Here is a 22,656-nt window from a genome sequence, read left to right as displayed (position 1 = left end):
GAGGGAACGGGGTGCGCAGGTGGCTTGAGAGGAGCGTAAAATGCCAGCCGCATCAGATGCTGGTCAGGATGCCACGCAGGCGCTTGGCCAAGTGGGCAATGCCCGGTGCCATTGTGAACTCTGAATGCAAGCGCTTGTGTGCGGCATCAGACAAATTTGGCCCAAGCGTAGGGTCTGAAGCGACCTTCATCATTGCGGATGCAAAGGCCTGTGGCGTGTCTTCGGCCAGCAGGCCATGCTGGCCGTTCGTGATGAACTCGGGAATGGCCGAAACTGGTGTGGACAGGATTGGCAGCTTCTGGCTTGCCGCTTCCATCAACACATTTGGCAGCCCGTCGCGGTCACCGTCCTCGGCGATGCGCGACGGCAGAACAAACAGATCGGCCGCGCGCATGGCATCGATCACGTCAGGCTGGTCGCAGGCACCGCGCCATGTGATCCTATCGGCGACACCAGCGGCTTGCGCCCTTGCCCGCATCGCAGAGTCCAAAGGCCCGCCCCCGATGTGGGTCCAGCTCCAGTCCAACTCAGCGGGAAGCAGAGCCAGCGCATCAATCAGCGTGTCAAAACCCTTCTTCTCGACCAGACGGCCAACCGACATCATAGCCAAGGGAGAACCGGAGGCGCGCGGCGTTCGGGCAGGCGCTGTGGGGAAACGCTTAAGATCCAGCCCGTGATAGACAAGGTCAACGCGTGCCGGCGTGTCTGCCAAGGATTGCAGGTACTCTGCGCCAAAACCTGTGCAGGTGGCCCCGAAAGCCGCGCCATAGGTATCTGGCGACAGCTTTTCGCGCAGTTCCCATTCGGGAGAGGTCCAAATGTCCTTCGCGTGTGCCGAAAATGACCAAGGCAGGCCGCGCAGGATGGCGGCATAGCGCGCCACTGAAGATGGTGTGTGCAGAAAATGCGCATAGAGCGCTTCCAGGCTTTCTGGTGCTTCATGGGCAAGGACACAGGCCTGACCCCATCGACGACGGCGGTTGGCCGTATCATCGCGATCCAGATCACGGGCATAGGCATCGGCCGCTGCGTCAAATCCGGGCAATGCGGTGACGGCTCCCATGGCCTCATGCACCCGGCGCGGTTCTTCATGCAGGTATTCGGGTAGATAGTGTACTTTCGCTTGCAGGCGGTCGTGCAATGGATGGGTTTTGATATCGGTGGGATGGCGCAGGGACCACAGATCAAAGCGCAATCCCGCTTCCTCCAGCGCGACAAGTTCTTGGGCGATGAAGGTTTCCGAAAGCCGGGGCCAGCCTTTTACAACGACAGCTAGGGGGGGCGTGCTCATCTCTGGTTAGTCCTTTTGGTCCATAAGGGCGCGACCGCGTTGCACCACCATATCAAGTCCATCGAGCAGGCCATCGGCCCCCGCATCCGATGGTTTTTGTTGCGTCGGCAGCGCCCGGATCGCTTCGATCATCGCCTCGACAGTCATGCCGTCGCGGCCATCGTCCAGCATACGCACTAGCCCCAGTTCTTCAGCACGACTGGCCCTGATCCATTGCTCTAGGCGTGGCACTGTGCGCGGTACGATCACCGCACGCTGGTCAAAGCTGAGCACCTCGCAAAAGGTATTATAGCCGCCCATGCAGACGACGCCCTCCGCGCCGGCAAACAACGCTTCGATCCGGCTGTCGAAACCGGTTGCCGTGACACGACCGCCCAAGGCGTCGACGCGGGCATCAAACGCATCGCGCACTTCGCCGGACAGAAACGGGCCGTATACCAGCATCGCGTGCGGGCCCAGATCCGGATCGGCCTCATAGGCATCCAGCACCAGCGACACCATCGCGGCACCGTCACCACCACCGCCCGGTGTGATCAGGATGTAAGGTTCGTCAGGGACATCGGCACTGTCGGTCATTTTACGGCGCAGATAGCCCGTGTAGTGCATGCGCGCGCGGGTCGCATCGCTAAGGGGCAATCCCTTTGTCGGATCATATATATTTTCGACACCGTATACCCAAAATTCGTCATAGTAGGCTTCTGCAGCAGCAACCGCGCCTTTGCGCGCCCATTCTGCGGCCAGCACCTCTGGCTCGTCCAGCACATCGCGCAGGCCCAGAACCACGCGACAGTGTCCTTGTTCCTGCAGCCATTCCAGCGTGGTTAGAAGTTCGCCGCGAAACCCTGTCGGCTCTTTGTCGACGATCAACAGGTCGGGACGGTATTGTTCTACTGCGGACTGGATCAGGCCGGCGCGCAGATTGGTGGTGGCATCGATATTTCCCCCAAGCGTCGAGCTGATGTAGGAGCCATCGGGCAATTTCGTGACGCCCGGCAGTCGGATGTGATCGACCCGCTCGGGGAAAGTGAACCGGCCTGCAACGGGTGAACCGGTAAGAATAATTGCTGACGCAGATGGATCACCGGCGGTCAACGCTGTCGCCAACGCCCGTGAACGCCGCAAATGGCCCAATCCAAATGTGTCATGACTGTATAGCATGACCCGTCGCGAAGGGGCGCGGGCGTTGGCTTGGGCGATGGTATTTTGCGGCATAGGATTTCTTTCTGTCGTCACCGGCAAGCTCACAACCTTAGGTCGCTGCCAGATTTGCCGAATATTCCCTTGATGTCATACAGTACCGCGCCTTGCCTTCCGAAGGCCCGCACTGCATCGCTGCCCAGTTCGACATAGTCGCGATGGCCGACAGCGACGATAATCGCATCATATGCACCTTGCTCAGGTGTATCGATGGCGGTCAGGCCGTGCTCTGAACGCAGCCGCTCTGCACCGACCCAAGGATCGTGCACCACAGCCTTCACGGCGTATTCGTCCAGCTCTGCCACAATGTCCGCGACCCGCGTGTTTCGCGTATCTTCGCAGTTTTCCTTGAAGGTATATCCAAGGATCAAGACCTGCGCTCCGCGCACGCCGATGTTCCGTTTCAGCATATTCTTGATCAGGGTTTGCGCCACATGCGCGCCCATCGCATCATTGATGCGGCGGCCCGCAAGAATGACTTCGGGATGATAACCCAGCTGTTCAGCACGGTAGGTGAGGTAGTAGGGGTCCACTCCGATGCAATGACCGCCAACAAGGCCCGGCCGGAAAGGCAGGAAATTCCACTTCGTTCCTGCTGCTTCCAGTACCTCAGTCGTATCAAGGCCGAGCCGTTCGAAGATCAGCGCGAATTCATTGACCAAAGCGATATTCAGATCCCTTTGTGTGTTCTCAATGACCTTGGCAGCTTCGGCTGTGGCGATAGAAGATGCGCGGTGCAAACCGGCCTTGACCACAGGGGCGTATATCGCCTCAACACGATCAAGCGTTTCAGCATCCTGCGCGGCGATGATCTTGATCACATTCTCCATCGAATGCTCCGCATCACCGGGGTTCACCCGTTCGGGACTATATGCCAGCTTAATCTGCGTGCCTGCTGTCAGGCCACTACCAGCGGCAAGCGCGGGCCCACAGATTTCTTCTGTCACACCCGGATAGACAGTGCTTTCCAAAACAACCAGCGCGCCATCTGTCAGATGCGGTGCGATCGACGCGCAAGCGCCAAGAACCGGACCAAGATCAGGGGCTTTGGCATCGGTGATCGGGGTTGGTACTGCAATAATAAAAGCGGTCCGGCCTGCCAGGTCCGCAGGATCATGCGAAAACCGCGCGGTGCTGTCCGCCACTTTTTCACCAGCGATCTCGCCGTTGGGGTCTCGGCCAGCGCGTAGGGCTTCAACGACAGGCGCATGAATGTCAAAGCCCAAAACGTCAAACCCGCCGCGGGCCAGCGCCAGTGTCAGGGGCAGTCCCACATACCCTAAGCCTAATACGGCGATACGGTCGGCAATCGGGGTCGCGGTCATAGACATGTCCTTGGGCTGCGCGTCAGAGGGGCGCAAACACCGCAACCCCATTTCGCTATGGCACGAAAGCCTAACGCTTGTAAAACATCATGAAGATCGAGCGTTCGACCAAGTTGAGCACAGAAACTGGGCACTCGAGTGACAATTGCAATGCGTGGGCCGAGCCCGTAGCGTCACAACATAGTGACTGCTGACCAACGGCGCACGCGCGTGAGGGACTAAAATGATGATATATCGCCTGCTTCTGGCTGTTTTGGCGCTAATGTTTTTGGTGCTTTCGCCTGCATCAGATGTTCGGGCGCAAAGTCTGGGTTCACTGCTGAATCTCAGCAGCACCGAAAGCGCCGACGCTGCAGACGAAACATTGGCCGAGACTTTGCGCAACGCAGCCCGCGATGGTGTAGGGATCATTGTGATTAACAGCGACGGCACGGTTATCACCCAGTCCGAACCTGCTCCTGATCTTGTAGAACAGAGGCCGGAGAAGTCAGAGATGTCACGTTTGATGAAGGCGCAAGAGAACGCCGACTTGTTTCGCGACGCGTTGATTGAGCGGCTTGGCCAGATGCCGGTTGCGGTAAACGAAGTGCTTTATATTTTACGCGCAGCCTCGCCGGACGGCACGATCATGCTTTTCGTGAAAATTCTGGGGATGAGTTTGCTGCTGTTCGGCATTGGTGTTCTGGTTGAACGCGAGGTGTTTGGCAAACGGATCGCCAAGCGTTTTGTGGTCAGTCGCGTGCTTGAAACGCCCACGGGATATGCCGAAAAGATGCCATTTCTGGTGTTTCGGTTCTTCATGGGAGTCATCGGCATCCTTATCTCGATGGGGGTGGCATATGTGATTGGAGTGATCTTCTTTCCGCCGCTCGAGGATAGCGCGGTGCAGTTCACCGTCACTCTGATCAATATCGCCTATTTCTGTTGCCGTGTGACCGCAGGTTTGTGGCGGATGATACTCTCCCCGTTCCTGACGCAATACCGTATTCCTGTCTTTTCTGACCGCGATGCAAAGCGACTGCACCGCTGGATGTGGGGGCTTGGCAGTTTTGACATCTGCGCGATCCTTTTCGGCATCTGGATCGGAGAGCTTGGGCTGAACTATGACGTCTATGCCTTTGTCGCGGCCGTGTTGTCGGCGGCAGTTGTTTTGCTGAATGTGCTGTTGGTGGTGGTAAATCACAGGGCTATCTCCAATGCCTTGCGACAGGGCAAAGAGATGTCCGAGGTCGGCATGTTGATACGGTTCCTCAGCCGTACCTGGGCGCCCGTCGTGATCGCCTATGTGATCTTTGCCTGGTTTGAACTGACCATTGATCTTGTGCTTGAAAAACCCAGCTCAATTCCGCTGATCGCGGGGGCATACGGAATTCTGATTTCGATCATCGTTGTGTATGGAGTGGTGAACTACCTGATCGAACGAAGCTTTGCGCGCGCTCGTGTGGTGCGTCTGATGCGTGAAAAACAGGCAGAATTCGAGGCGTCAGAGCAGGCGCGCCTTGAGTTAGAGGCCCGAACGTTACGTGAGTTGCGCGAAGACGGGCCCGATCCGGATGCGCCTCCTGAAACATCACTCGGGGCGGGCAGTGACGCAGGCCCGTTGGCTGCGCGGATTGAGCAGGCGCATGTTCCGACCCCTCCGACGGAGGCAGAGCTGACAGAAGCCGAGCATGAGATGCTGTCAGCTGCTCATGGACAGCCCGTGCACGTGCTTAGCAGTTTTGAGGCGCTGGCGCGGCGGGTGGCCGGTATTCTAGCCTTTGTCGCAGGTGCCTACGCGTTTTTCTACATCTGGGATAATGACGGCGCGCGCATGGTCGAATCCGTGCTGGACCGCCTTCTCGACATTATCATCATCATCTTCATCGGTTACGTGATTTATCATGCGTTCCGCATCTGGATCGATACCAAGATCGCCGAAGAATCCGGTGATGAAGAGGAAGAGGCAGAGCTGGGGGATGAGGGCAGTGCGGCTTCTTCGGCATCCCGTCTGGCGACACTGCTGCCGTTATTCCGGAACTTCACGTTGATCGTTGTGGTGGTCACAATTATCCTGATTGTCCTGATGGAAGTCGGCATAAATGTGGGCCCGCTGTTTGCTGGTGCAGGTATTGTTGGCGTTGCTGTCGGCTTTGGCTCTCAGGCGTTGGTGCGTGATATCTTTGCCGGCGCTTTCTTCTTGTTCGATGACGCGTTTCGCAAGGGCGAGTATCTGGACGTAGGGGGCGTGAAAGGCACGGTCGAGAAAATCTCGGTTCGGTCATTCCAGCTACGCCACCATCTGGGTGCGCTACACACAATTCCTTTCGGTGAATTGCAGGTCATGACCAACTACAGCCGTGACTGGGTCATTATGAAGCTGCCATTGCGTGTGACTTACGACACGGACGTGGAAAAGGTGCGCAAGCTGATCAAAAAGCTTGGCATTGAATTGCTGGATGATCCGGTTATCGGGCAAAACTTTATCCAGCCGCTGAAGTCGCAAGGCGTGATTGAAATGCAGGACAGCGCGATGATTATCCGCGTCAAATTTATGACCAAACCGGGCGATCAATGGCTTGTGCGCAAACGGGTGTATGAAGAAATCCGCGCTCTGTTCGAGCGTGAGGGGATCAAGTTTGCCCACCGCGAAGTAACTGTACGGCTGGCCGATGGTAAGGCCGAAGACCTGACAGAAGAGCAAAAGCAAAAAGTGGCCGCCGCTGCGCATGCGTCTATCGAGGAAATGACAGAAGAGGCGGAGGGCGCTAACACGGGGGATGATCGGTAGCTCTTGATCCTTAGGCGGTTAGCTCTAGCTCGCAATGAATAGAGCATTCATTTTAGGAGCCAACATGTCTGACATCGCTATTCCTTCCCGCCGCCAGTTCTTGATGACCACCGCAGCCGCTGCCGGCGCGGTAACAATCCTGCCATATGCTGCCTTCGCAGCGGCCCATGGCGCAGATTCATTTGAGACACCAGCAGGGCCGATCACGATCACGCCTGTGTCCCACGCCTCTTTTGTGGCCCAGACCCCGGTCGGCGTAATTTACGTAGATCCGGTAGGCGGCGCAGACAAATATACAGACTTCCCCGCGCCTGATCTGGTGCTGATCACACATGAGCATGGTGATCACTACAATCAGGAAACGCTTGATGCGATCGTAGCTGAGGGCACGCAGATCATTGCCAACCCCGCTGTTTTTGCGATGTTGCCCGAGACGATGCAAGCACAGGCAAGTGCCGTTGAAAACGGTGGTGCAGCTCTTTTCAACGATCTGAGCATCGACGCCATTCCCGCCTACAACATAACAGAAGAGCGTAAGAACTTTCACCCGCAAGGGCGCGACAATGGCTATGTGCTGAACTTTGAAGGTTTCCGCATGTATGTCTCGGGCGACACGGAAGATACGCCAGAAATGCGCGCGCTGGAAAATATCGATCTGGCGTTCGTCTGTATGAACCTTCCATTTACAATGGACGCGAATGCAGCGGCATCTGCAGTTGCAGAGTTTAAACCAACGTACGTCTACCCGTACCACTATCGTGGCCGTGACAACGGCACGCAGGATCCAGCTGAATTCGCCAAGATGATCGGCACTGAAACAGAAGTGAAATTGGGCGGTTGGTACGCGGAAGGCGAACTGGGCTGATTTTCGACATCGGTCTTTGGCTGACGTAAAAAATGCGAGAGGCTCTGCCTCTCGCGCCTACCGGGATATTTATGGCCAAAAGAAATAGGGGCGCGGCAGAAATGCTGCGCCCGTTTTACGTGCGGTAGGGGTCGAGAGACGCCCGCAGGCCATCACCGAGGAAGTTGAACGCCAGCACGACCACGATGATCGGCAGCATAGGGATCGCGGTCCAAGGGTAGATTTCGATGCTGGCAAGGTTTTGTGCATCGTTCAGCATAACCCCCCATGAAACCGCAGGCGCACGCAGGCCAAGACCCAGAAAGCTGAGCGCGGTTTCGCCAAGAATCATAGCGGGAATTGAGAGTGTGGCGCTGGCAATCAGGTGGCTCATGAAATTGGGAAGAAGGTGACGCCGGATCACGCGAGCGGGCTTTGCGCCCATCATCTCTGCTGCGCGGACGTATTCCTCTTCGCGCAAGCTCAGGAATTTAGCGCGCACTGCACGGGCAAGGCCGGGCCAATCGAGAATGCCGAGAATGATCGAGATAATGAAAAAGACCGATACCGGGCTCCAATTGGAGGGCACCGCTGCGGAAAGCGCAAGCCAGAGTGGCAGCTCTGGCAGGGAGCGGAGAATTTCGATCACACGGTTTATTAGCCAGTCGGTTTTGCCGCCGAAGTAGCCTGCTATGGCTCCGAAGAAGATCCCGAGGACAAAGCTGACGGTAATGCCGATGAGGCCCACGGTGAGGGACAGTTGAGCGCCATACAGGATGCGACTGAAAACATCGCGCCCCAAGCGGTCACTGCCCCAGAGAAAGACGGTAGCGCCGCTGGGAGCACAGAACAGATGCGTGTCCGAAGGGATAAGCCCTGCGACTTTGTACTCAGCGCCCTCGCAGAAAAACCTGAGCGGCATCGGTTGGGTTGTATCGAGCGTGTAGCGCCAGCGATAGTTTTCAAGGTCTGCGACGGCTGTGGTGGGGTAGACAAAGGGGCCGATGAATTCGCCTTCATGCCACAAATTGATCTCTTGTGGTGGATGATACAGATAGTCGGCGCTGCGTTCATTGGCGGTATAGGGGGCAACGAAGCCTGCAACTGGCAGGATCAGATAGCAAAACAGCAGGAACAGGCCGGAGATCAGCCCGAGTTTATGGCGCCGAAATTTGCGCCAGATAAGGATGTAGCTGGGTGCGTCGAATTCAGCGCGTTCCGGAGCAGAAAGGTTTGCTTCATCTGACCACGGGGCTGTGTCGACGAAGCGGTTGTCAGGTTGGATGCTCATGCGTCTCGTGCTCCCATGCGGATGCGCGGATCAAGCAGCATCAGTAGCACATCAGAGATCATAGTGCCGATGAGTGTGAGCAGGGCCACAAACATCAGTACGAAGGCCGCAAGAAACTGGTCTTGGGATTTGAGCGCAGTGAGCAGGTAAGGACCAATGGTTTGCAAACCCAGCACCACAGAGACCAGCACCGACCCTGATACCATAGCAGGCAGCAGGTTACCGATGTCGGCCACGAACGGGTTGAACGCCATCCGAAGCGGGTACTTCCTTAGCATTGCGGACGGCTTCATGCCCTTGGCAATGGCCGTTTCGACGTAGGGCTTGCTCAACTCATCCAACATATTGGCACGCAGGCGTTGCATCATGGCTGCCGCGCCAGATGTGCCGATGACGAATGTCGGAACGATAAGGTGAACCAGGATTGATTTCACCTTATCCCAAGTCATTGGCTCACCTTCGAATTCCGGCGCCATCAACCCACCGATAGGCAGGTCAAAATATTTGTGTCCATAGTAAAACAGGATCAATGCCAGCAGGAAGTTTGGAGTGGCAAGCCCCAGATAACCGACAAACCCTGCTGTGTAGTCAACCCACGTTTCCGAACGCGCAGCGGCGAGCACACCTAGAGGGAGTGCTACGACATAGACGAAAAGCACGGCTGCAAGATTGACCAGAACCGTCAGCCAAAGCGCATCGCCAACAATCTCGGCGACGGGGCGGTCAAATTCGAACGACCAGCCAAAGTTTCCATGGATCAGCCCGGAAAAGCCCTGAGGGCCGGGCATAAACCCTGCCCAAATCATGTATTGCTCCCACAACGGTCGATCGAGCGCATATTCCGTGCGCAAGAACTCAGCTTTGGCGACGCCCGCCGCTTGTCCGGTGGCACGCAGTTCGGAGATCTGGTTGCTTAGGTAATCGCCCGGAGGCAGATTGATGATGGCAAACACAAGTATCGACACGATCCAGAGCGTCAGCAGCATCGTTGCAAAACGGCGAATGGCATAGAGAAGTATTCTCATTGGCTGACCTGCATGAACGCGTCTTCAAAGTAAAATTCATCAACCCGGTGAATGCCGAAATGCGCGCCCGGATCATAGGCCCAGATGCCAATTTCCGGCACGTTGCGAAGCCGCTCTGAAACGACGACGGGTTGAGGCGCGCCAGATAGAATGCCGATGGCAAATTGCTGTTGCGCGTGGATGTCCAGCATTTCGGCCCAGATCGCTGCACGCTCATCGGGATCGGTGGTGTGGGCCCAGTCATATTCCAGTTGCAACAACCGTTTCGGGCCTTCCATGTCGGGCGCTTCACCGGTTTTGCCCATCGTTTGATAATACTGCCCCCATTTCGGCCAGGAAAAGAATTCCTGCTGGGTTGGTGCAAGGTATTTGGGCGATGTTTCCGCGCGGGGCAGGCCGTTGTCCCAGCCATACCATACGGCAGCCATGCCGGTCCCCGCATATATCCGGCTGCGCAGAATGTCGCGGTCCAGAGGGCGCATAATCAGGCGGATGCCAAGCTCGCGCCAGGTGTCTGTAATGATGGTGAGTGCATTTTCTTCTTCCTGCCGTTCGCCAGCCGTCTCAACGACGAATTCCATCGGGCGACCATCAGGCAATAGGCGCAATCCGTTCGCAGCGCGTTCGGTCAGCCCCATCTGGTCCAGCAGTAAGTTGGCATAGTCGATATCCAGCCGTGACCAAGCCAACAGGTCTTCGGGATCATGTAGCGGGCTGCGCGGAAGCGCGGTCATGCCGCCTTCATTGGCCAGACCGAAATAGAGGGCTCGGTTGATCATGCGGCGATCAATGCCAAGGCTTAGGGCGCGACGGAACCGGACATCGCGCATGACTTCGCGCCATACCGGATCTGCGAAGTTGAGGTTAGGGTAGATGGCGATTTGGCTGGCGGTACCATTGAGCCACAGCAGGGTTCGGTAGCTGCCGCTATCTGCTTCGCCCTTCTTGAGAATGGGTACATCACGGAAATCAAGGCCGCGAGCCTGGAGGTCAACCTGACCCGCGTTGGATTTGGCTGCGACCAGACCACCGCCCACAACAGTCATCTCGACCACGTCGATGTAGGGCAGTTGGGTGCCAACAGTATCGATGCGGTGGAAGTACGGGTTGCGGACAAAGATGTTGCGCGACGAAGCGTCACCAGAGGCATTCATCCACGGTTGCAGGGTCGGTTGATCGGGGTTGTCAAACTTGTACATGTTGTCGCGCTTGTTATGCAGCGCGGCCCAGCTTCTTACTCGGGTTTCTCTGATTTGTTGTTTCAGAAATGCGGGATCAGCAAAATCGGCATGGAACTGCTTTAGGTAATGCGCAGGTCTGTAGATGAAGGGGGGGCTGGCTTGGGCCAGAAGCGGAAGGAAATTCGGGTTCGGTGTTTCCCATTCGAACACAACCGTATGTGCATCTGGGAAACTTACCGTACCAATCTTGCCATCAACCGTCATCCAGTCAGGCAGACCAGAGGGCGATATCTTTGGATTGTTGGCCACATTGTTCCACCAATAGGCAAAATCGGCAGAGGTAAAGGGTGCGCCGTCAGACCAACGGTGGCCCGGACGCAGATGCAAGGTAAAGCGGCGGTCCTCCACGATATCGACCGCTCGCAGAATATCCGGTTGGAGTGAGTAGTCCGGCGCATAGCCAACAAGCCGCGCATAGCCATAGACCACCATCTGGCGTATGTCTTTGCTCCGCGATACAAGTGTGCGTAGGGTGCCGCCCTGCTTTCCGAGCGTGCGGCCTTTGGCTTCGATATCTACCACCAATGGCTCTGTCGGAATGCGCATTGCGGCAGGGGGCAAATCACCTGCCTGAACTTCGCTCGCCCAAAAGCGGCTTTCCTGCACAGGTACGTGCTGTGCAAGGGCAGGAACGGCCAGTAGGGCCAGCGCCATACCTAATGTGATCAGTCTACGCATGACATCGCACCTTATGTCCGGGTTCCAGCTCTCGTAACATCGGGGCGTCTTGCCCCTCAAAGCGGAACATTTCGGGCCAGCCCTCGGGGCTTCCCGCCCCTTTTGCGACCAGATCAAGGTCGATGGGGCGCGTGATATCCGGCTCCGGCTGGGCGGCAATCAGTGCTTTTGTATAGGGATGTTGCGGATTGTAAAAGAGCGTGTCGGGTGACGCTTGTTCGACGATCACACCGGCGCGCATGACGGCAACCTCATCCGCGATCCGCGCCACGACAGCCAGATCATGGCTGATGAACAGGTAGCTGAGGCCAATGCGGTCACGGATATCTTCAAGGAGACCAAGGATCTGGTCCTGCACCGAAACATCAAGCGCCGAGGTTGGTTCATCACATACAAGAAGCCGCGGATTCAGCGTCAGCGCGCGCGCTATTGAGAGGCGTTGCCGCTGACCGCCGGAAAAGGCGTGTGGAAAGCGCGGTAGCATATCGGGGCTAAGCCCGACCATGCGGATCATTTCGGCGGCCTTTTCGCGCCGCTCTGCTGCTGTGCCAATACCGTGGATTTCAGCAGGTTCTGTCAATGCTTCCTGCACCCGCATCCGCGGAGACAGCGAAGAATAGGGGTCCTGAAACACCATTTGCGCATCGCGCTGGAAACTACTGCGCTGGGCTGATGTCAGGTCATGGACGTTGACCGGCGCCTCGAATTTGCGTGCAGAAAACAAGACCTCGCCACCGGCGTCCGGCTTGATGGCGCCCAAGGCAACCCGCGCGCATGTCGTCTTGCCCGATCCGCTTTCACCGACCACCGCCAAAGTCTTGCCGCGGGGCAGCTGCAAATCCACGTCGCGACATGCTGTGATGACGCGGGGTGCGCGCCACCCGCCGGTTCTCAGGGCAAATGTTTTTGTGACACCGCGAATGTCGAGAATAAGGTCAGTTTTCGGTTCAATGCGTCTGGGTGCTGCCACTTCGGGGATCACAGGGGCGGCGGCAAAAAGCTTTTTGGTATAGCTGTGCGCGGGCGAACCGAGCACCTGTTCGGCGCTTCCTGATTCCATCACGCGGCCCTTGTTCATGACAACAACCTTGTCAGCCATGTTGGCGACGACACCCAGATCATGGGTCACAAGGATGACGGCCATTCCTGTCTCGGCCTGAAGGTCCTTAATCAGCCCCAGAACCTGCGCTTGCGTGGTGACATCCAGCGCGGTTGTCGGTTCGTCAGCGATCAGCAAATCGGGTTTGGAAACCATCGCCATGGCGATCATTGCGCGTTGTCGCATGCCGCCTGACATTTCAAACGGATAGCTGCTCCATGCCCGCTCCGGATCAGGAAAGCCCACTCGCTCGAACTGGGCAAGCACTTGCTCTTTTGCATCTTGTTTGCCGATGCTGCGGTGCAGGTGCAGGACTTCTGCAACCTGATTGCCCAATCTGTGCAACGGCGAAAGCGAGCGCATCGGCTCCTGAAAAATCATCGAGATACGATCACCGCGCAGGTTGCGCATCTGGCGCGCTCCGACAGTGACCAGATCGCAACTCGTTTCGTCATGTTCATAGCGTATCGCGCCACCGCGCAGCTGTGCGCCCGAGGGTAGAATGCGCAACACAGCACGACAGGTCAGCGTCTTGCCCGACCCGCTTTCACCGACCAACGCGAGCGTCTCTCCGGCGTCGACGGCAAAATTGACGCCGTCAACGACAGGCGCGGCTTTGCCGAAGCCGATGGTCAGTCCTTTCACATCCAGAAGCGGCATGAGTGATCCTTGTCCGTTAATCTGAGTGAACCTTATTAATCCAGCGCCGTCCAGCGCTGTTCCCGTAAGGTCAGGTTGCTACAGGTAATGCCCGCGCTCAAGTCAGTGCCTAGGTGGAATTTACTGTCGGGCTTTCAGTAGGGCAATCAGCGCGGTATCCCGCTGTTGCTCCAAAGTAGCGATGTCGCGCCCTGCAGCTTCTGCCGCTACTCCGTCGACAAGGGCTGTGCACACATCCTGCGTCAGCGAAGGCACCCCAAGCGATGCCCAGCGACGTTCCTGACTGGGGCCAAGGTGCGAAAGATATCCGGCCATGCCGCCTTCGCCACCGCCCAAATGATAGGCCATATGTGCCCCAATCACGGACCAGCGAAGCCCCGGCCCATTTACCAGCGCCGCATCAATCGCCGCGACGTCTGCGATTCCCTCGGCCACCATATGCACCGCTTCGCGCCACAGCGCAGAGGACAGACGGTTCGCAATATGGCCGGTGGCGTCCTTGTTCATCCGGACAGGCACGCGACCGGCTGCGCGGTAGATCGCCTCGGCGCGGTTCAACCGGTCAGCGTCATGTCCAAATGTTTCTACCAGCGGAACAAGATGCGGTGGATTGAAAGGGTGAGCTGTAATCAGGCGATCAGGGTCGGAGAAGCCGGAAGCGAGCTCTGACCACGTGAGCGCAGATGTGGAAGAGGCAAGGATTGCATCCGGTGCCATCATCGGCTCAACACGGGTGTAGAGGGCGTGCTTTAGGTCAAGGTTCTCAGGGCCGTTTTCCTGAATTAGTACAGCGCCCTCGACTGCTTCTTCGACCATATCATGGTAGACCACCTTGCCCTGACTGGCAGACTCCGGCTCCAGTTCTTTCAACTGAGCCAAAGGGCGTGTCATCCGCTCGGCCAGTTTGTCGAGCGCTGTACGCTGCGGATCCCACACGCGGACAGTCGCGCCGTGATGGACAAAAAGCGCTGCCCAACAGGCACCAATTAGCCCCGCACCCAAAATCGCTATCTGAGTATCTTCTAGGTCGGCTGTCATTCCATTATCCATTGGTGTGGAGGAAGCATGGCTTCATTCCAGCATTATGGCAACACGCGTCCTGACAGGGAGCATAAGTGTTTCGACAATCGGGCGGTCAAGCGAGCGAAAGCCGTTTTGACAACTGTCACCATCCACCAATAGACGCGGATATGTTAGTTGCAGGATGTTTCTCGGTGTCATGGCTGATACAGCGACCAATGGATGGACCCGGTTTGCGGTTGTGTGCGGGCCATGTCAGAGCAGATTGAAGGACGTTATCAATGCTACATGCCTTGTTGATCGGAACGCTGATGATCATCGCGTTGCTTGCTGTCTCAATCGCAATATTTGCCGTTGCTGCACGGATGCTGCGGTGGCTGGATGAAACGCATGCGTTCGGATATGCGCGGCTGCCGCTGGCCTATGATCTTGGCATCGCTGCGATGTGGATACTTTTCGCCCTGACCTGCTCTGTCTGGGGATGGGCGCTATTGTATATGGCGCTGGGGCTTTTCGACAGTCTTGAGCCTGCGATCTATTTCGCAATCGCGACGTTCACCACGGTTGGCTATGGGGATATTGTGCTGGGCACAGACTGGCGACTGCTTGCAGGTATGACAGCCGCCCACGGGTTGCTGACCTTTGGCCTTTTCACGGCGTTTCTAGTTGAAACATTCAACTTTCCAACCCGACACAGGCGTGGCTGAGCGCGGCCAGACAGGCCGCGCCAGTTTCTATTTCTGGATCGCTTCAAGATAGTCGAGAAGATCGGTGAAATCGGCTTCAAGCACTTCACCATCTGCGCCACCATCCGGGTAGACGTGTCTAAGGCCAACCTGAGCGAACTCCGGCATTGCCGCGTCAGGATCGTCTTTTTCCAACAGGCCCATCACGAAACGCCGCACGAACTCCCGCGGGAATGCGCCGTCATTACGCGCGCTCAACCCTGTTAAATCCGGTGGGGCAACTCCAATACCCAGAGATTCCGGGCCGGCCCCTTCGCCGTTCACCCCATGACATTGGGAACACTCTTTCGCATAAATCACCTGTCCGCGCTTAATCGCGTGCCTTGTGTCGATGGATGTCTGCGTACAGGCGGTCAACAAAATGGCGCAAAGGCCACCTGTGAGGATTGAGCGGGCATGCATGTGACTGATGTTCTCCGTTATATGGCGGGGCGCATCTGCGCCATTTCTTCTGAGCCTATAGTTATCGTGAACATTAGCATAGGGTGTGCCGTAGTTGTTTGATCTTTATCAAGGTACATGCGAAATCTGGACACTACACTGCCGCTGTTTGCAGTGTGCCCGCCTTGGGTCATAACCAGTGCCGAACATCAACTGACCTGCCCGAACCCAAACCCCGCATCGGGGATATAGGCGCGCAAAGGTCTTTTACGGAGCTTTAGATGCGAACCCTCCATGGCAGCGCTGAATGAGCGGGCTTAATTCATTGCAGAACAAAACTGTCAGCGTGTCGCGGGACGATGGCAAACTTGTGCTGTCGGGGTGCTTGCTCATTGATACGATAGATCAGTTGAGCGCTCAGGAACTGCATGCAGATGCTTTGACCGCTATTGATGTCAGCGGACTCAGCCAGATGGATACGGCGGGCGCGTGGTTATTGGTTGACCGGCAATTAGCGGCTGCGAACCTTGGTCGCGAGGTGCCGATCACCGGTGCAAGCGACGCACAGGCGCAGTTGATTGACACCGTGCGAAAGAACATGCCGCCGACAGAGGCTGAGCTTGCGAAACCGGTGAACATTCTTGATCGTTTCGAGGGCTACGGACGCAAAGTGGTCGATGGCCTTCGCAAGGCAACCGAGCTTGTCTCTTTTCTGGGCCAGGTGATTGCAACATTGGGCGGGATTATCCGCCATCCAAGCCGCCTGCGGCTGACCTCTGTTGTGCATCACTGCCAAGAGATCGGCGTGAATGCGGTGCCGATCGTGGCGCTGATGGCGTTTCTGATTGGTGTGGTTCTGGCATTTCAGGGCTCTGCCCAATTGCGTCAGTTCGGGGCAGAAGTGTTTGTGGTAGATTTGATCGCCATCTCTATCCTGCGAGAACTTGGCATCTTGCTGACGTCCATCATCGTCGCGGGCCGCTCTGGTTCGGCCTTCACCGCGGCGATCGGGTCGATGAAAATGCGCGAGGAAATCGACGCCATGCGCACGCTTGGCCTTGATCCTGTGACGATCCTTGTGGTCCCCCGCGTTCTGGCATTGATGCTGATGCTTCCTGCGCTGGGGTTCATCGCTGATATCTCGGGGCTTGTCGGCGGTGCGTTGATGTCATGGATCGAACTGGGTGTCTCTCCGGCTGTGTTCCAGACCAGATTGGTCAACAACACGGATGTCTGGCACTTTGGCGTTGGCATGATCAAGGCGCCATTCTTTGCCCTGATCATTGGCATCATCGGATGCTATGAGGGGATGAAAGTTGGCGGTAACGCAGAGTCATTGGGCCGCTTGACCTCCGCTTCGGTTGTTCTTTCGATTTTTATGGTCATCGTTATGGATGCGCTGTTTTCAATCTTTTTCGCCATCGTGGGGGTGTAATAATGACCGAACAAGACCCCATCATACGCGTCCGCAATCTGGTCACACGCTTTGGCACGCACACGGTACATGACGGTCTGGACCTTGATGTGCGGCGCGGCGAAATCATCGGCGTCGTTGGCGGCTCTGGCACAGGCAAGTCCGTTCTGCTGCGTGCCATTGTCGGATTGCTGGAACCGAACGAGGGCCAGATCGAGGTGTTCGGCGAAAGCGTCCGGTCAACATCCGAGGCGCATTACCGTGCGCTGCGTCGACGGTGGGGCGTGATGTTTCAGGACGGTGCCCTGTTTTCGTCCCTGACCGTGCGCCAGAACGTCGAAGCGCCCATGCGCGAACAGCTCGACCTGTCCGATGAAGTGCGCGAAACCCTTGCGGGTATCAAGGTTCGCATGGTGGGGCTGCCCGAAAACGCGATGATGAAATACCCGTCAGAGCTGTCGGGCGGTATGCGCAAACGGGCAGGTTTTGCCCGCGCAATCGCAATGGATCCGGAAATTGTGTTTCTGGACGAGCCGACAGCAGGTTTGGATCCGATTGGCGCTGCGGCTTTTGATATTTTGATCAAGCAGCTACAAGCGGCGTTGGGGCTGACAGTTTTTCTGGTGACACATGATCTGGACAGCCTTCATGCCATATGTGACAGGGTTGCTGTGCTGGCGGATAAGAAAGTTTTGGCGGTAGGCACTATGGATGAAATGCTGCGCGTTGATCACCCTTGGGTGCATGAGTATTTTCACGGGCCACGCGCCCGGGCTGCTCTCTCTTCCTCGGCCAAACAGGAAGGGGTCGCCTGATGGAAACCCGTGCGAACTATATTCTGATTGGCGTTTTCACGCTTTTGGCCATTCTGGGGACGCTGGGGTTCTTTATATGGCTCGCCAGTGTGCAGGTTAACAAGCAATATCAAAACTACGGCATCCTTTTCGATGATGTCTCCGGTCTTGATGCTTCTGGCGATGTTCTGTTCAACGGTATTTCAGTGGGACGTGTCATAGGGTTGCGGATTGATGACAACGATCCTGCCAAGGTATTCACCACCATTGAGATTGAAGCGGATATTCCCGTGCGCTCGGATACGGTGGCGCAACTGCAGTCCCAAGGGGTGACCGGGGTTTCCTATATTTCGCTTTCCGGTGGGACGCCGCAGGCGGCGCCGCTTGCGGTAAATGACGACGGGGTGATGATTATTCCGTCGCGCCGTTCGACTGTGCAGACGTTGGTGCAGGAAGCACCGGATTTGCTGATTGAAGCAACAAAGCTGATGGAGCAGTTCCAGAAGCTGGCAGGACCGGAAAATCAGGAATATGTGACCAACATTCTGCGCAATCTCGATGCATCATCGGGGCGGCTGGATGAGGCAATCAACGATTTCTCGGAGATTACCGGCACCGTTCGTGAAGCAACATCGCATATCACCCAGTTTACTGAGCGGCTGGATGCAATTGGAGCGACAGTCGCAACCACGCTGGAGCAGGCAGATAGCACGCTGATTGCCGCGACGAGCGCGTTCGAGAGTGCTGATACAGCGCTAGCAGGATCAGCCGATGCTATCGCCAAAGCAGAAGGCACGTTCGATCAGGCGCGCCAGATATTGGACGAAGATGTTCCACGCATTCTTGCGCAGCTTTCGGATGCGGCCACTTCGACCAATACCGCCATAGCCGATTTGCAGGCGCGCTCGGGCGCAACGCTTGACGGGTTCTCCGAAACTGCAACGCTGCTCAATGCACGGTTGGCAGAGTTGGAGCAAACGCTGGCTGAAGCCAACACAGCGTTTATTGCTGTGACAGAAGCATCAGACGGGTTCGACAATCTTGTAGAAGGCGACGGTACTGCCATGGTTGCGGAGGCAAGGCTGGTTCTTGATGATGCCAAACGTGCGATCACGACGATTGAAACCGTTGTGACCAACGATGTTCCCGTCATCATGACTGACATTCGCACCGGCGTTGCGCGCGCCAACAAGGCAGTCGAAGATGTCGCCGCAAACCTGACCAACGCTACGGATCAGTTGGATCCAATGGCAGAAGCGGCGCAGGAGGCTATTGCCTCTGCTAATGCGCTGTTTGGCAGAGCGCAAAGCAGTCTCGCGACGCTTGATACAACTCTTACGACGGCTCAAGGCACGCTTGGTTCTGCGCAGACCAGCTTTGACGCGGCGACCAATGTTCTTGATACGGACCTTGGCCCGATGGTGGCGGACATTCGAAGTGCCTCGGACCAGATCACACAGGCCGTTACAGAAGTAAGCCGTGATGTGCCGGAGATCGCCGCAGAGCTGCGTGCGCTTATTGCACGGAGCGATGCCGTTGTTGGCCAGATACAGCGTGCCGTTTCCCAATCCGCACCTGCGGTAGACAGTTTCGCCAGCCGCGGTCTGCCAGAGATCACCCGACTTGCCGCTGACGCGCGATCGCTACTGAAAACGCTTTCCGACATTAGCCGCAAGATTGACCGTGACCCGGCAGGATTTATCCTTGATGGCCGCGTGCCCGAATACAGGAGATAGAGCTATGACTTTTCCAAGCCGCAGAACGGTACTGTTGGGCAGTATGTGTGCCCTTGGCGGGTGCAGCACCCTGTCTTCGCTTAATTCGGCTTCAAAACCGCTGGATACCTATGATTTGCTTGCCGTATCCGGCTCAAAAAGTGGCCCTCGCACCTCTCGTACGTTGCTTGTCGCTCAGCCACAGGCCTCTGCGGCGCTAACAAGTGACCGGATCATGATCAAGCCGGCTCCGGCCTCTATCACCTATCTGCCTGATGCCCGTTGGAGCGACGAAGTGCCCGCCGTGGTTCAGTCACTGCTGATTCGAAGCATTTCCGAAACCGGGCGCATCGCCTATGTTGGTCGCACCGATGCAGGCCCGATCCCTGACAAGGCGTTGCTAACGCGTATCGACGCGTTCGAAGTCAACCGGTTGGTCGATGCCACCCTTGAGGCACGCGTTGATATTAACGTTACAATCGTCAACGACGCCGATCAGCGCATTGTCGCATCGCGCCGTTTCACACAGGCCGCATCAGTACCAAACGACACGCCAGCGCAAATTGTAGAAGTCTTTCAGCAGGTGATGAATGTGCTGCTTCCCGAGATGGCTGATTGGGCGATCCGGCAGGTCTGACCCGAAGCCGCAGTTTCCGGGGCTGGGATGCGCCGGTTCCGTCCCGTAGTTTGCATTTATAGGCCTGTCCCCTTGACTTCACAGTCTGCGCGCGGTGTAGCTGCGCGCGATATATTACTATGCTTGTGGCGTCGCCCACAAAGCATTCACCGCCACAAGAGGAACCGTCATGCACGCTTATCGAAGCCAGACCTGCGCTGAATTGAACGCCAAGGATGTGGGCAACACCGTCCGCCTTTCAGGGTGGGTTCATCGTGTGCGAGATCACGGCGGTATTCTGTTCATCGACTTGCGCGACCACTACGGCATGACGCAGCTTATCTGCGATCCGGATTCGGCCGCATTTAGCGACGTTGAAAAGGTTCGTTCGGAATGGTGCATTCGCATTGATGGCGAAGTAAAAGCGCGCGATCCCGAGCTGGTGAATGCCAATATCCCCACAGGCGAGATCGAAGTCTTTGTTCGCGAGATCGAAGTCTTGGGCAAGGTGAACGGCGATCTGCCCTTGCAGGTGTTCGGCGAGCAGGAATACCCTGAGGAAACGCGCCTGCGCTATCGTTATCTGGACCTGCGCCGCGAGAAGATGCAGCGCAACATGATCTTGCGTTCTGACGTGGTTAGCTCAATCCGTAAACGGATGTGGGACCAAGAGTTCAAAGAATTCCAGACACCGATTATCACAGCCTCCAGCCCTGAAGGCGCGCGTGACTTTCTGGTGCCTTCGCGCCTGCATCCGGGCAAGTTTTATGCGCTGCCGCAAGCGCCGCAGCAGTTCAAACAGCTGCTCATGGTTTCCGGCTTTGATAAGTATTTTCAGATTGCGCCCTGTTTCCGTGACGAAGACCCGCGTGCAGACCGCTCGCCCACCGATTTCTACCAGCTCGACCTTGAGATGTCGTTTGTTGAGCAGCAGGATGTGTTCGATACAATCCAGCCCGTTCTGACAGGTATCTTCGAGGAATTCGGTGGTGGCCGTCCCGTTGATCAGGAATGGCCGCAGATTTCCTACAAGGACGCGGCGCTTTGGTATGGCTCGGATAAGCCCGACCTGCGCAACCCGATCAAGATGCAGGTTGTGTCCGAGCATTTCGCGGGCTCCGGTTTTGCCATCTTTGCCAAGTTGCTTGAGCAGGAAGGCACCGAAATTCGCGCCATCCCCGCACCGAAAGGTGGCAGCCGCAAGTTCTGTGACCGCATGAACGCCTTCGCGCAAAAAGAAGGTCTGCCCGGCATGGGCTACATCTTCTGGCGCGATCAGGGTGAGGGCATGGAAGCAGCAGGACCGCTGGCCAAGAATATCGGGCCCGAGCGTACAGAAGCGATCCGCGTGCAGCTTGGTCTTGGCGTTGGCGATGCCGCGTTTTTCCTTGGTGGCAAGCCAAAGGCGTTTGAAGCTGTCGCTGGCCGTGCGCGAAACGTCATCGGCGAAGAATTGGGCCTGACCGACAAAGAGCGTTTCGCGTTTGCCTGGATCGTGGACTTCCCGATCTACGAGAAGGACGAGACGACAGGTAAGATCGACTTTGAACACAACCCGTTCTCGATGCCACAGGGCGGGATGGACGCACTTCACGGTGATCCTCTGGATGTGTTGGGCTACCAGTACGATCTGGCTTGTAACGGGTATGAGCTGGTGTCAGGTGCGATCCGGAACCACCGTCCAGAAATCATGTTCAAAGCATTCGAAATTGCCGGTTACGGCGAAGATGAGGTGCGCAAGCGCTTTGGTGGTATGGTCAACGCCTTCCAATACGGCGCTCCGCCTCACGGTGGTTGTGCGGCCGGTATCGACCGGATCGTGATGTTGCTGGCGGAAGAAAACAACATCCGCGAAGTCATCCTGTTCCCGATGAACCAGCGTGCCGAAGATATGATGATGAACGCTCCAAATGATCCGATGCCGGATCAATTGATGGAGCTGGGCCTGCGTGTGATACCGCAGGACTAAATGCAAAAAGCGCCGCAGGAGACTGCGGCGCTTTTTCGTTTCGGACTAGTCTTCGAGGCTGTCTTCCCGTTTCTTGGCAATCAGGCCTCGCTCTTCTTTCTTGCGGGTCTCGAAATCTTTGCCAAAACCTTCGTTGTGCTCTTCGCCGATCACCTTTTTGGCACGCTCGAATACTTCGGATTCTTCCTCTTCCATGTGATGCTCGTAATCATGTTTGAGAGTCTTGAAGCGGGTAAGCCATCCTGAAGATGACATGTCTGTCTCGTTCAGCTCTTCCATGAGGTCATCCAACTGCTGGTGTTCATGTACCGAGTGGCGCGCCGCGTCTTGTCCCCAAGTCTCGGAAATCAGTTTTGAGTAAAAGGTCTCTTCTTCTGCGGCAGCGTGGGATTTTACATCTTCATAAAACGTGTTCCATGCTTCGCGGCGCTCTGGGCTGTCGCCGCTCGTCTGCTCGATTTTATTGAGCAATTCGCGATGGGAGTCGTGATCTTCTTTGATGGCGTCATAGATGGATGGCATGGTAGTTCTCCTCTTGGATGTTGCTTTGCAAACGCTCCACGGAGGCAAAGGTTCCTAC

General features: G+C 56.6%; 18 protein-coding genes. 8 read left to right on the top strand and 10 right to left on the bottom strand.

Translation table 11 applies throughout. From position 1 onward, the window contains the following. Positions 1-52: 52 nt before the first annotated feature. From K3757_RS16405 to K3757_RS16395, 3 genes are read right to left on the bottom strand one after another with little or no spacing between them, the layout of a single operon-like run. Positions 53-1,291 (bottom strand): glycosyltransferase family 4 protein, encoded by a 1,239-nt coding sequence (locus K3757_RS16405; protein ID WP_259997131.1) that lies wholly within the window; start codon positions 1,289-1,291, stop codon positions 53-55. A 6-nt stretch (positions 1,292-1,297) separates the two neighbouring features. Next, positions 1,298-2,503: a glycosyltransferase family protein gene (locus K3757_RS16400; protein WP_259997128.1), complete on the bottom strand. Its 1,206-nt coding sequence runs from the start codon at positions 2,501-2,503 to the stop codon at positions 1,298-1,300. 29 nt (positions 2,504-2,532) lie between these two features. Next, positions 2,533-3,813 (bottom strand): nucleotide sugar dehydrogenase, encoded by a 1,281-nt coding sequence (locus K3757_RS16395; protein ID WP_259997125.1) that lies wholly within the window; start codon positions 3,811-3,813, stop codon positions 2,533-2,535. A 223-nt stretch (positions 3,814-4,036) separates the two neighbouring features. On the opposite strand from K3757_RS16395, the gene K3757_RS16390 reads away from it, so the two are divergent. Together K3757_RS16390 and K3757_RS16385 are read left to right on the top strand one after the other, a co-directional pair. Beyond that, positions 4,037-6,583, top strand: coding sequence for a mechanosensitive ion channel family protein (locus K3757_RS16390; RefSeq protein WP_259997123.1), 2,547 nt, complete (start codon positions 4,037-4,039; stop codon positions 6,581-6,583). Positions 6,584-6,647: 64 nt separating this feature from the next. Next, positions 6,648-7,448: an MBL fold metallo-hydrolase gene (locus K3757_RS16385; protein ID WP_259997122.1), complete on the top strand. Its 801-nt coding sequence runs from the start codon at positions 6,648-6,650 to the stop codon at positions 7,446-7,448. Between the two features lie 115 nt (positions 7,449-7,563). On the opposite strand, the gene K3757_RS16380 is transcribed toward K3757_RS16385, so the two are convergent. The 5 genes from K3757_RS16380 to K3757_RS16360 form a co-directional block, all read right to left on the bottom strand. After that, positions 7,564-8,718, bottom strand: a complete 1,155-nt coding sequence (locus K3757_RS16380) for an ABC transporter permease (protein ID WP_259997120.1) — start codon at positions 8,716-8,718, stop codon at positions 7,564-7,566. Beyond that, positions 8,715-9,743 (bottom strand): ABC transporter permease, encoded by a 1,029-nt coding sequence (locus tag K3757_RS16375; RefSeq protein WP_259997119.1) that lies wholly within the window; start codon positions 9,741-9,743, stop codon positions 8,715-8,717. The genes K3757_RS16380 and K3757_RS16375 overlap by 4 nt, the downstream gene beginning before the upstream one ends. Beyond that, entirely contained in the window at positions 9,740-11,662 is a 1,923-nt protein-coding gene (locus K3757_RS16370; RefSeq protein WP_259997117.1) for an ABC transporter substrate-binding protein, read from the bottom strand. The genes K3757_RS16375 and K3757_RS16370 overlap by 4 nt, the downstream gene beginning before the upstream one ends. Then, on the bottom strand, positions 11,655-13,421 hold the full coding sequence (locus K3757_RS16365) for an ABC transporter ATP-binding protein (RefSeq protein ID WP_259997115.1): 1,767 nt from the start codon (positions 13,419-13,421) through the stop codon (positions 11,655-11,657). Before K3757_RS16365 ends, K3757_RS16370 begins: the two co-directional genes overlap by 8 nt. 120 nt (positions 13,422-13,541) lie before the next feature. Continuing rightward, entirely contained in the window at positions 13,542-14,459 is a 918-nt protein-coding gene (locus K3757_RS16360; RefSeq protein ID WP_259997114.1) for a 3-hydroxyacyl-CoA dehydrogenase NAD-binding domain-containing protein, read from the bottom strand. 263 nt (positions 14,460-14,722) lie between these two features. Between K3757_RS16360 and K3757_RS16355 the strand changes: the two genes are divergently transcribed. After that, positions 14,723-15,148 (top strand): potassium channel family protein, encoded by a 426-nt coding sequence (locus tag K3757_RS16355; protein WP_259997113.1) that lies wholly within the window; start codon positions 14,723-14,725, stop codon positions 15,146-15,148. A 27-nt stretch (positions 15,149-15,175) separates the two neighbouring features. Here K3757_RS16355 and K3757_RS16350 read toward each other — a convergent pair whose 3' ends face one another. Then, on the bottom strand, positions 15,176-15,589 hold the full coding sequence (locus K3757_RS16350) for a cytochrome c (RefSeq protein WP_259997112.1): 414 nt from the start codon (positions 15,587-15,589) through the stop codon (positions 15,176-15,178). A gap of 286 nt (positions 15,590-15,875) precedes the next feature. Between K3757_RS16350 and K3757_RS16345 the strand changes: the two genes are divergently transcribed. The 5 genes from K3757_RS16345 (at position 15,876) to aspS (ending at position 22,076) form a co-directional block, all read left to right on the top strand. Next, complete coding sequence (locus K3757_RS16345) at positions 15,876-17,003, top strand: ABC transporter permease (protein ID WP_259997111.1); 1,128 nt, start codon at positions 15,876-15,878, stop codon at positions 17,001-17,003. Between the two features lie 2 nt (positions 17,004-17,005). After that, entirely contained in the window at positions 17,006-17,797 is a 792-nt protein-coding gene (locus tag K3757_RS16340; RefSeq protein ID WP_259997110.1) for an ABC transporter ATP-binding protein, read from the top strand. Beyond that, entirely contained in the window at positions 17,797-19,512 is a 1,716-nt protein-coding gene (locus K3757_RS16335) for an MlaD family protein (protein WP_259997109.1), read from the top strand. The genes K3757_RS16340 and K3757_RS16335 overlap by 1 nt, the downstream gene beginning before the upstream one ends. 4 nt (positions 19,513-19,516) lie before the next feature. Then, positions 19,517-20,128 carry an ABC-type transport auxiliary lipoprotein family protein gene (locus K3757_RS16330; RefSeq protein WP_259997107.1) on the top strand — a complete coding sequence of 204 codons (612 nt, stop codon included), beginning with the start codon at positions 19,517-19,519 and terminating at the stop codon, positions 20,126-20,128. Between the two features lie 169 nt (positions 20,129-20,297). Then, complete coding sequence (gene aspS / locus K3757_RS16325; protein ID WP_259997095.1) at positions 20,298-22,076, top strand: aspartate--tRNA ligase; 1,779 nt, start codon at positions 20,298-20,300, stop codon at positions 22,074-22,076. A 45-nt stretch (positions 22,077-22,121) separates the two neighbouring features. Here the strand turns inward: aspS and K3757_RS16320 are convergent, their stop codons facing one another. Next, positions 22,122-22,598: a hemerythrin domain-containing protein gene (locus tag K3757_RS16320; RefSeq protein ID WP_259997092.1), complete on the bottom strand. Its 477-nt coding sequence runs from the start codon at positions 22,596-22,598 to the stop codon at positions 22,122-22,124. Positions 22,599-22,656: the final 58 nt, after the last annotated feature.

The sequence above is a fragment of the Sulfitobacter sp. S223 genome (assembly GCF_025143825.1).
Taxonomy (GTDB): domain Bacteria; phylum Pseudomonadota; class Alphaproteobacteria; order Rhodobacterales; family Rhodobacteraceae; genus Sulfitobacter.
The sequence above is the reverse complement of the archived record's forward strand: the minus strand, read 5'-3'. Positions and strand labels throughout refer to the sequence as shown.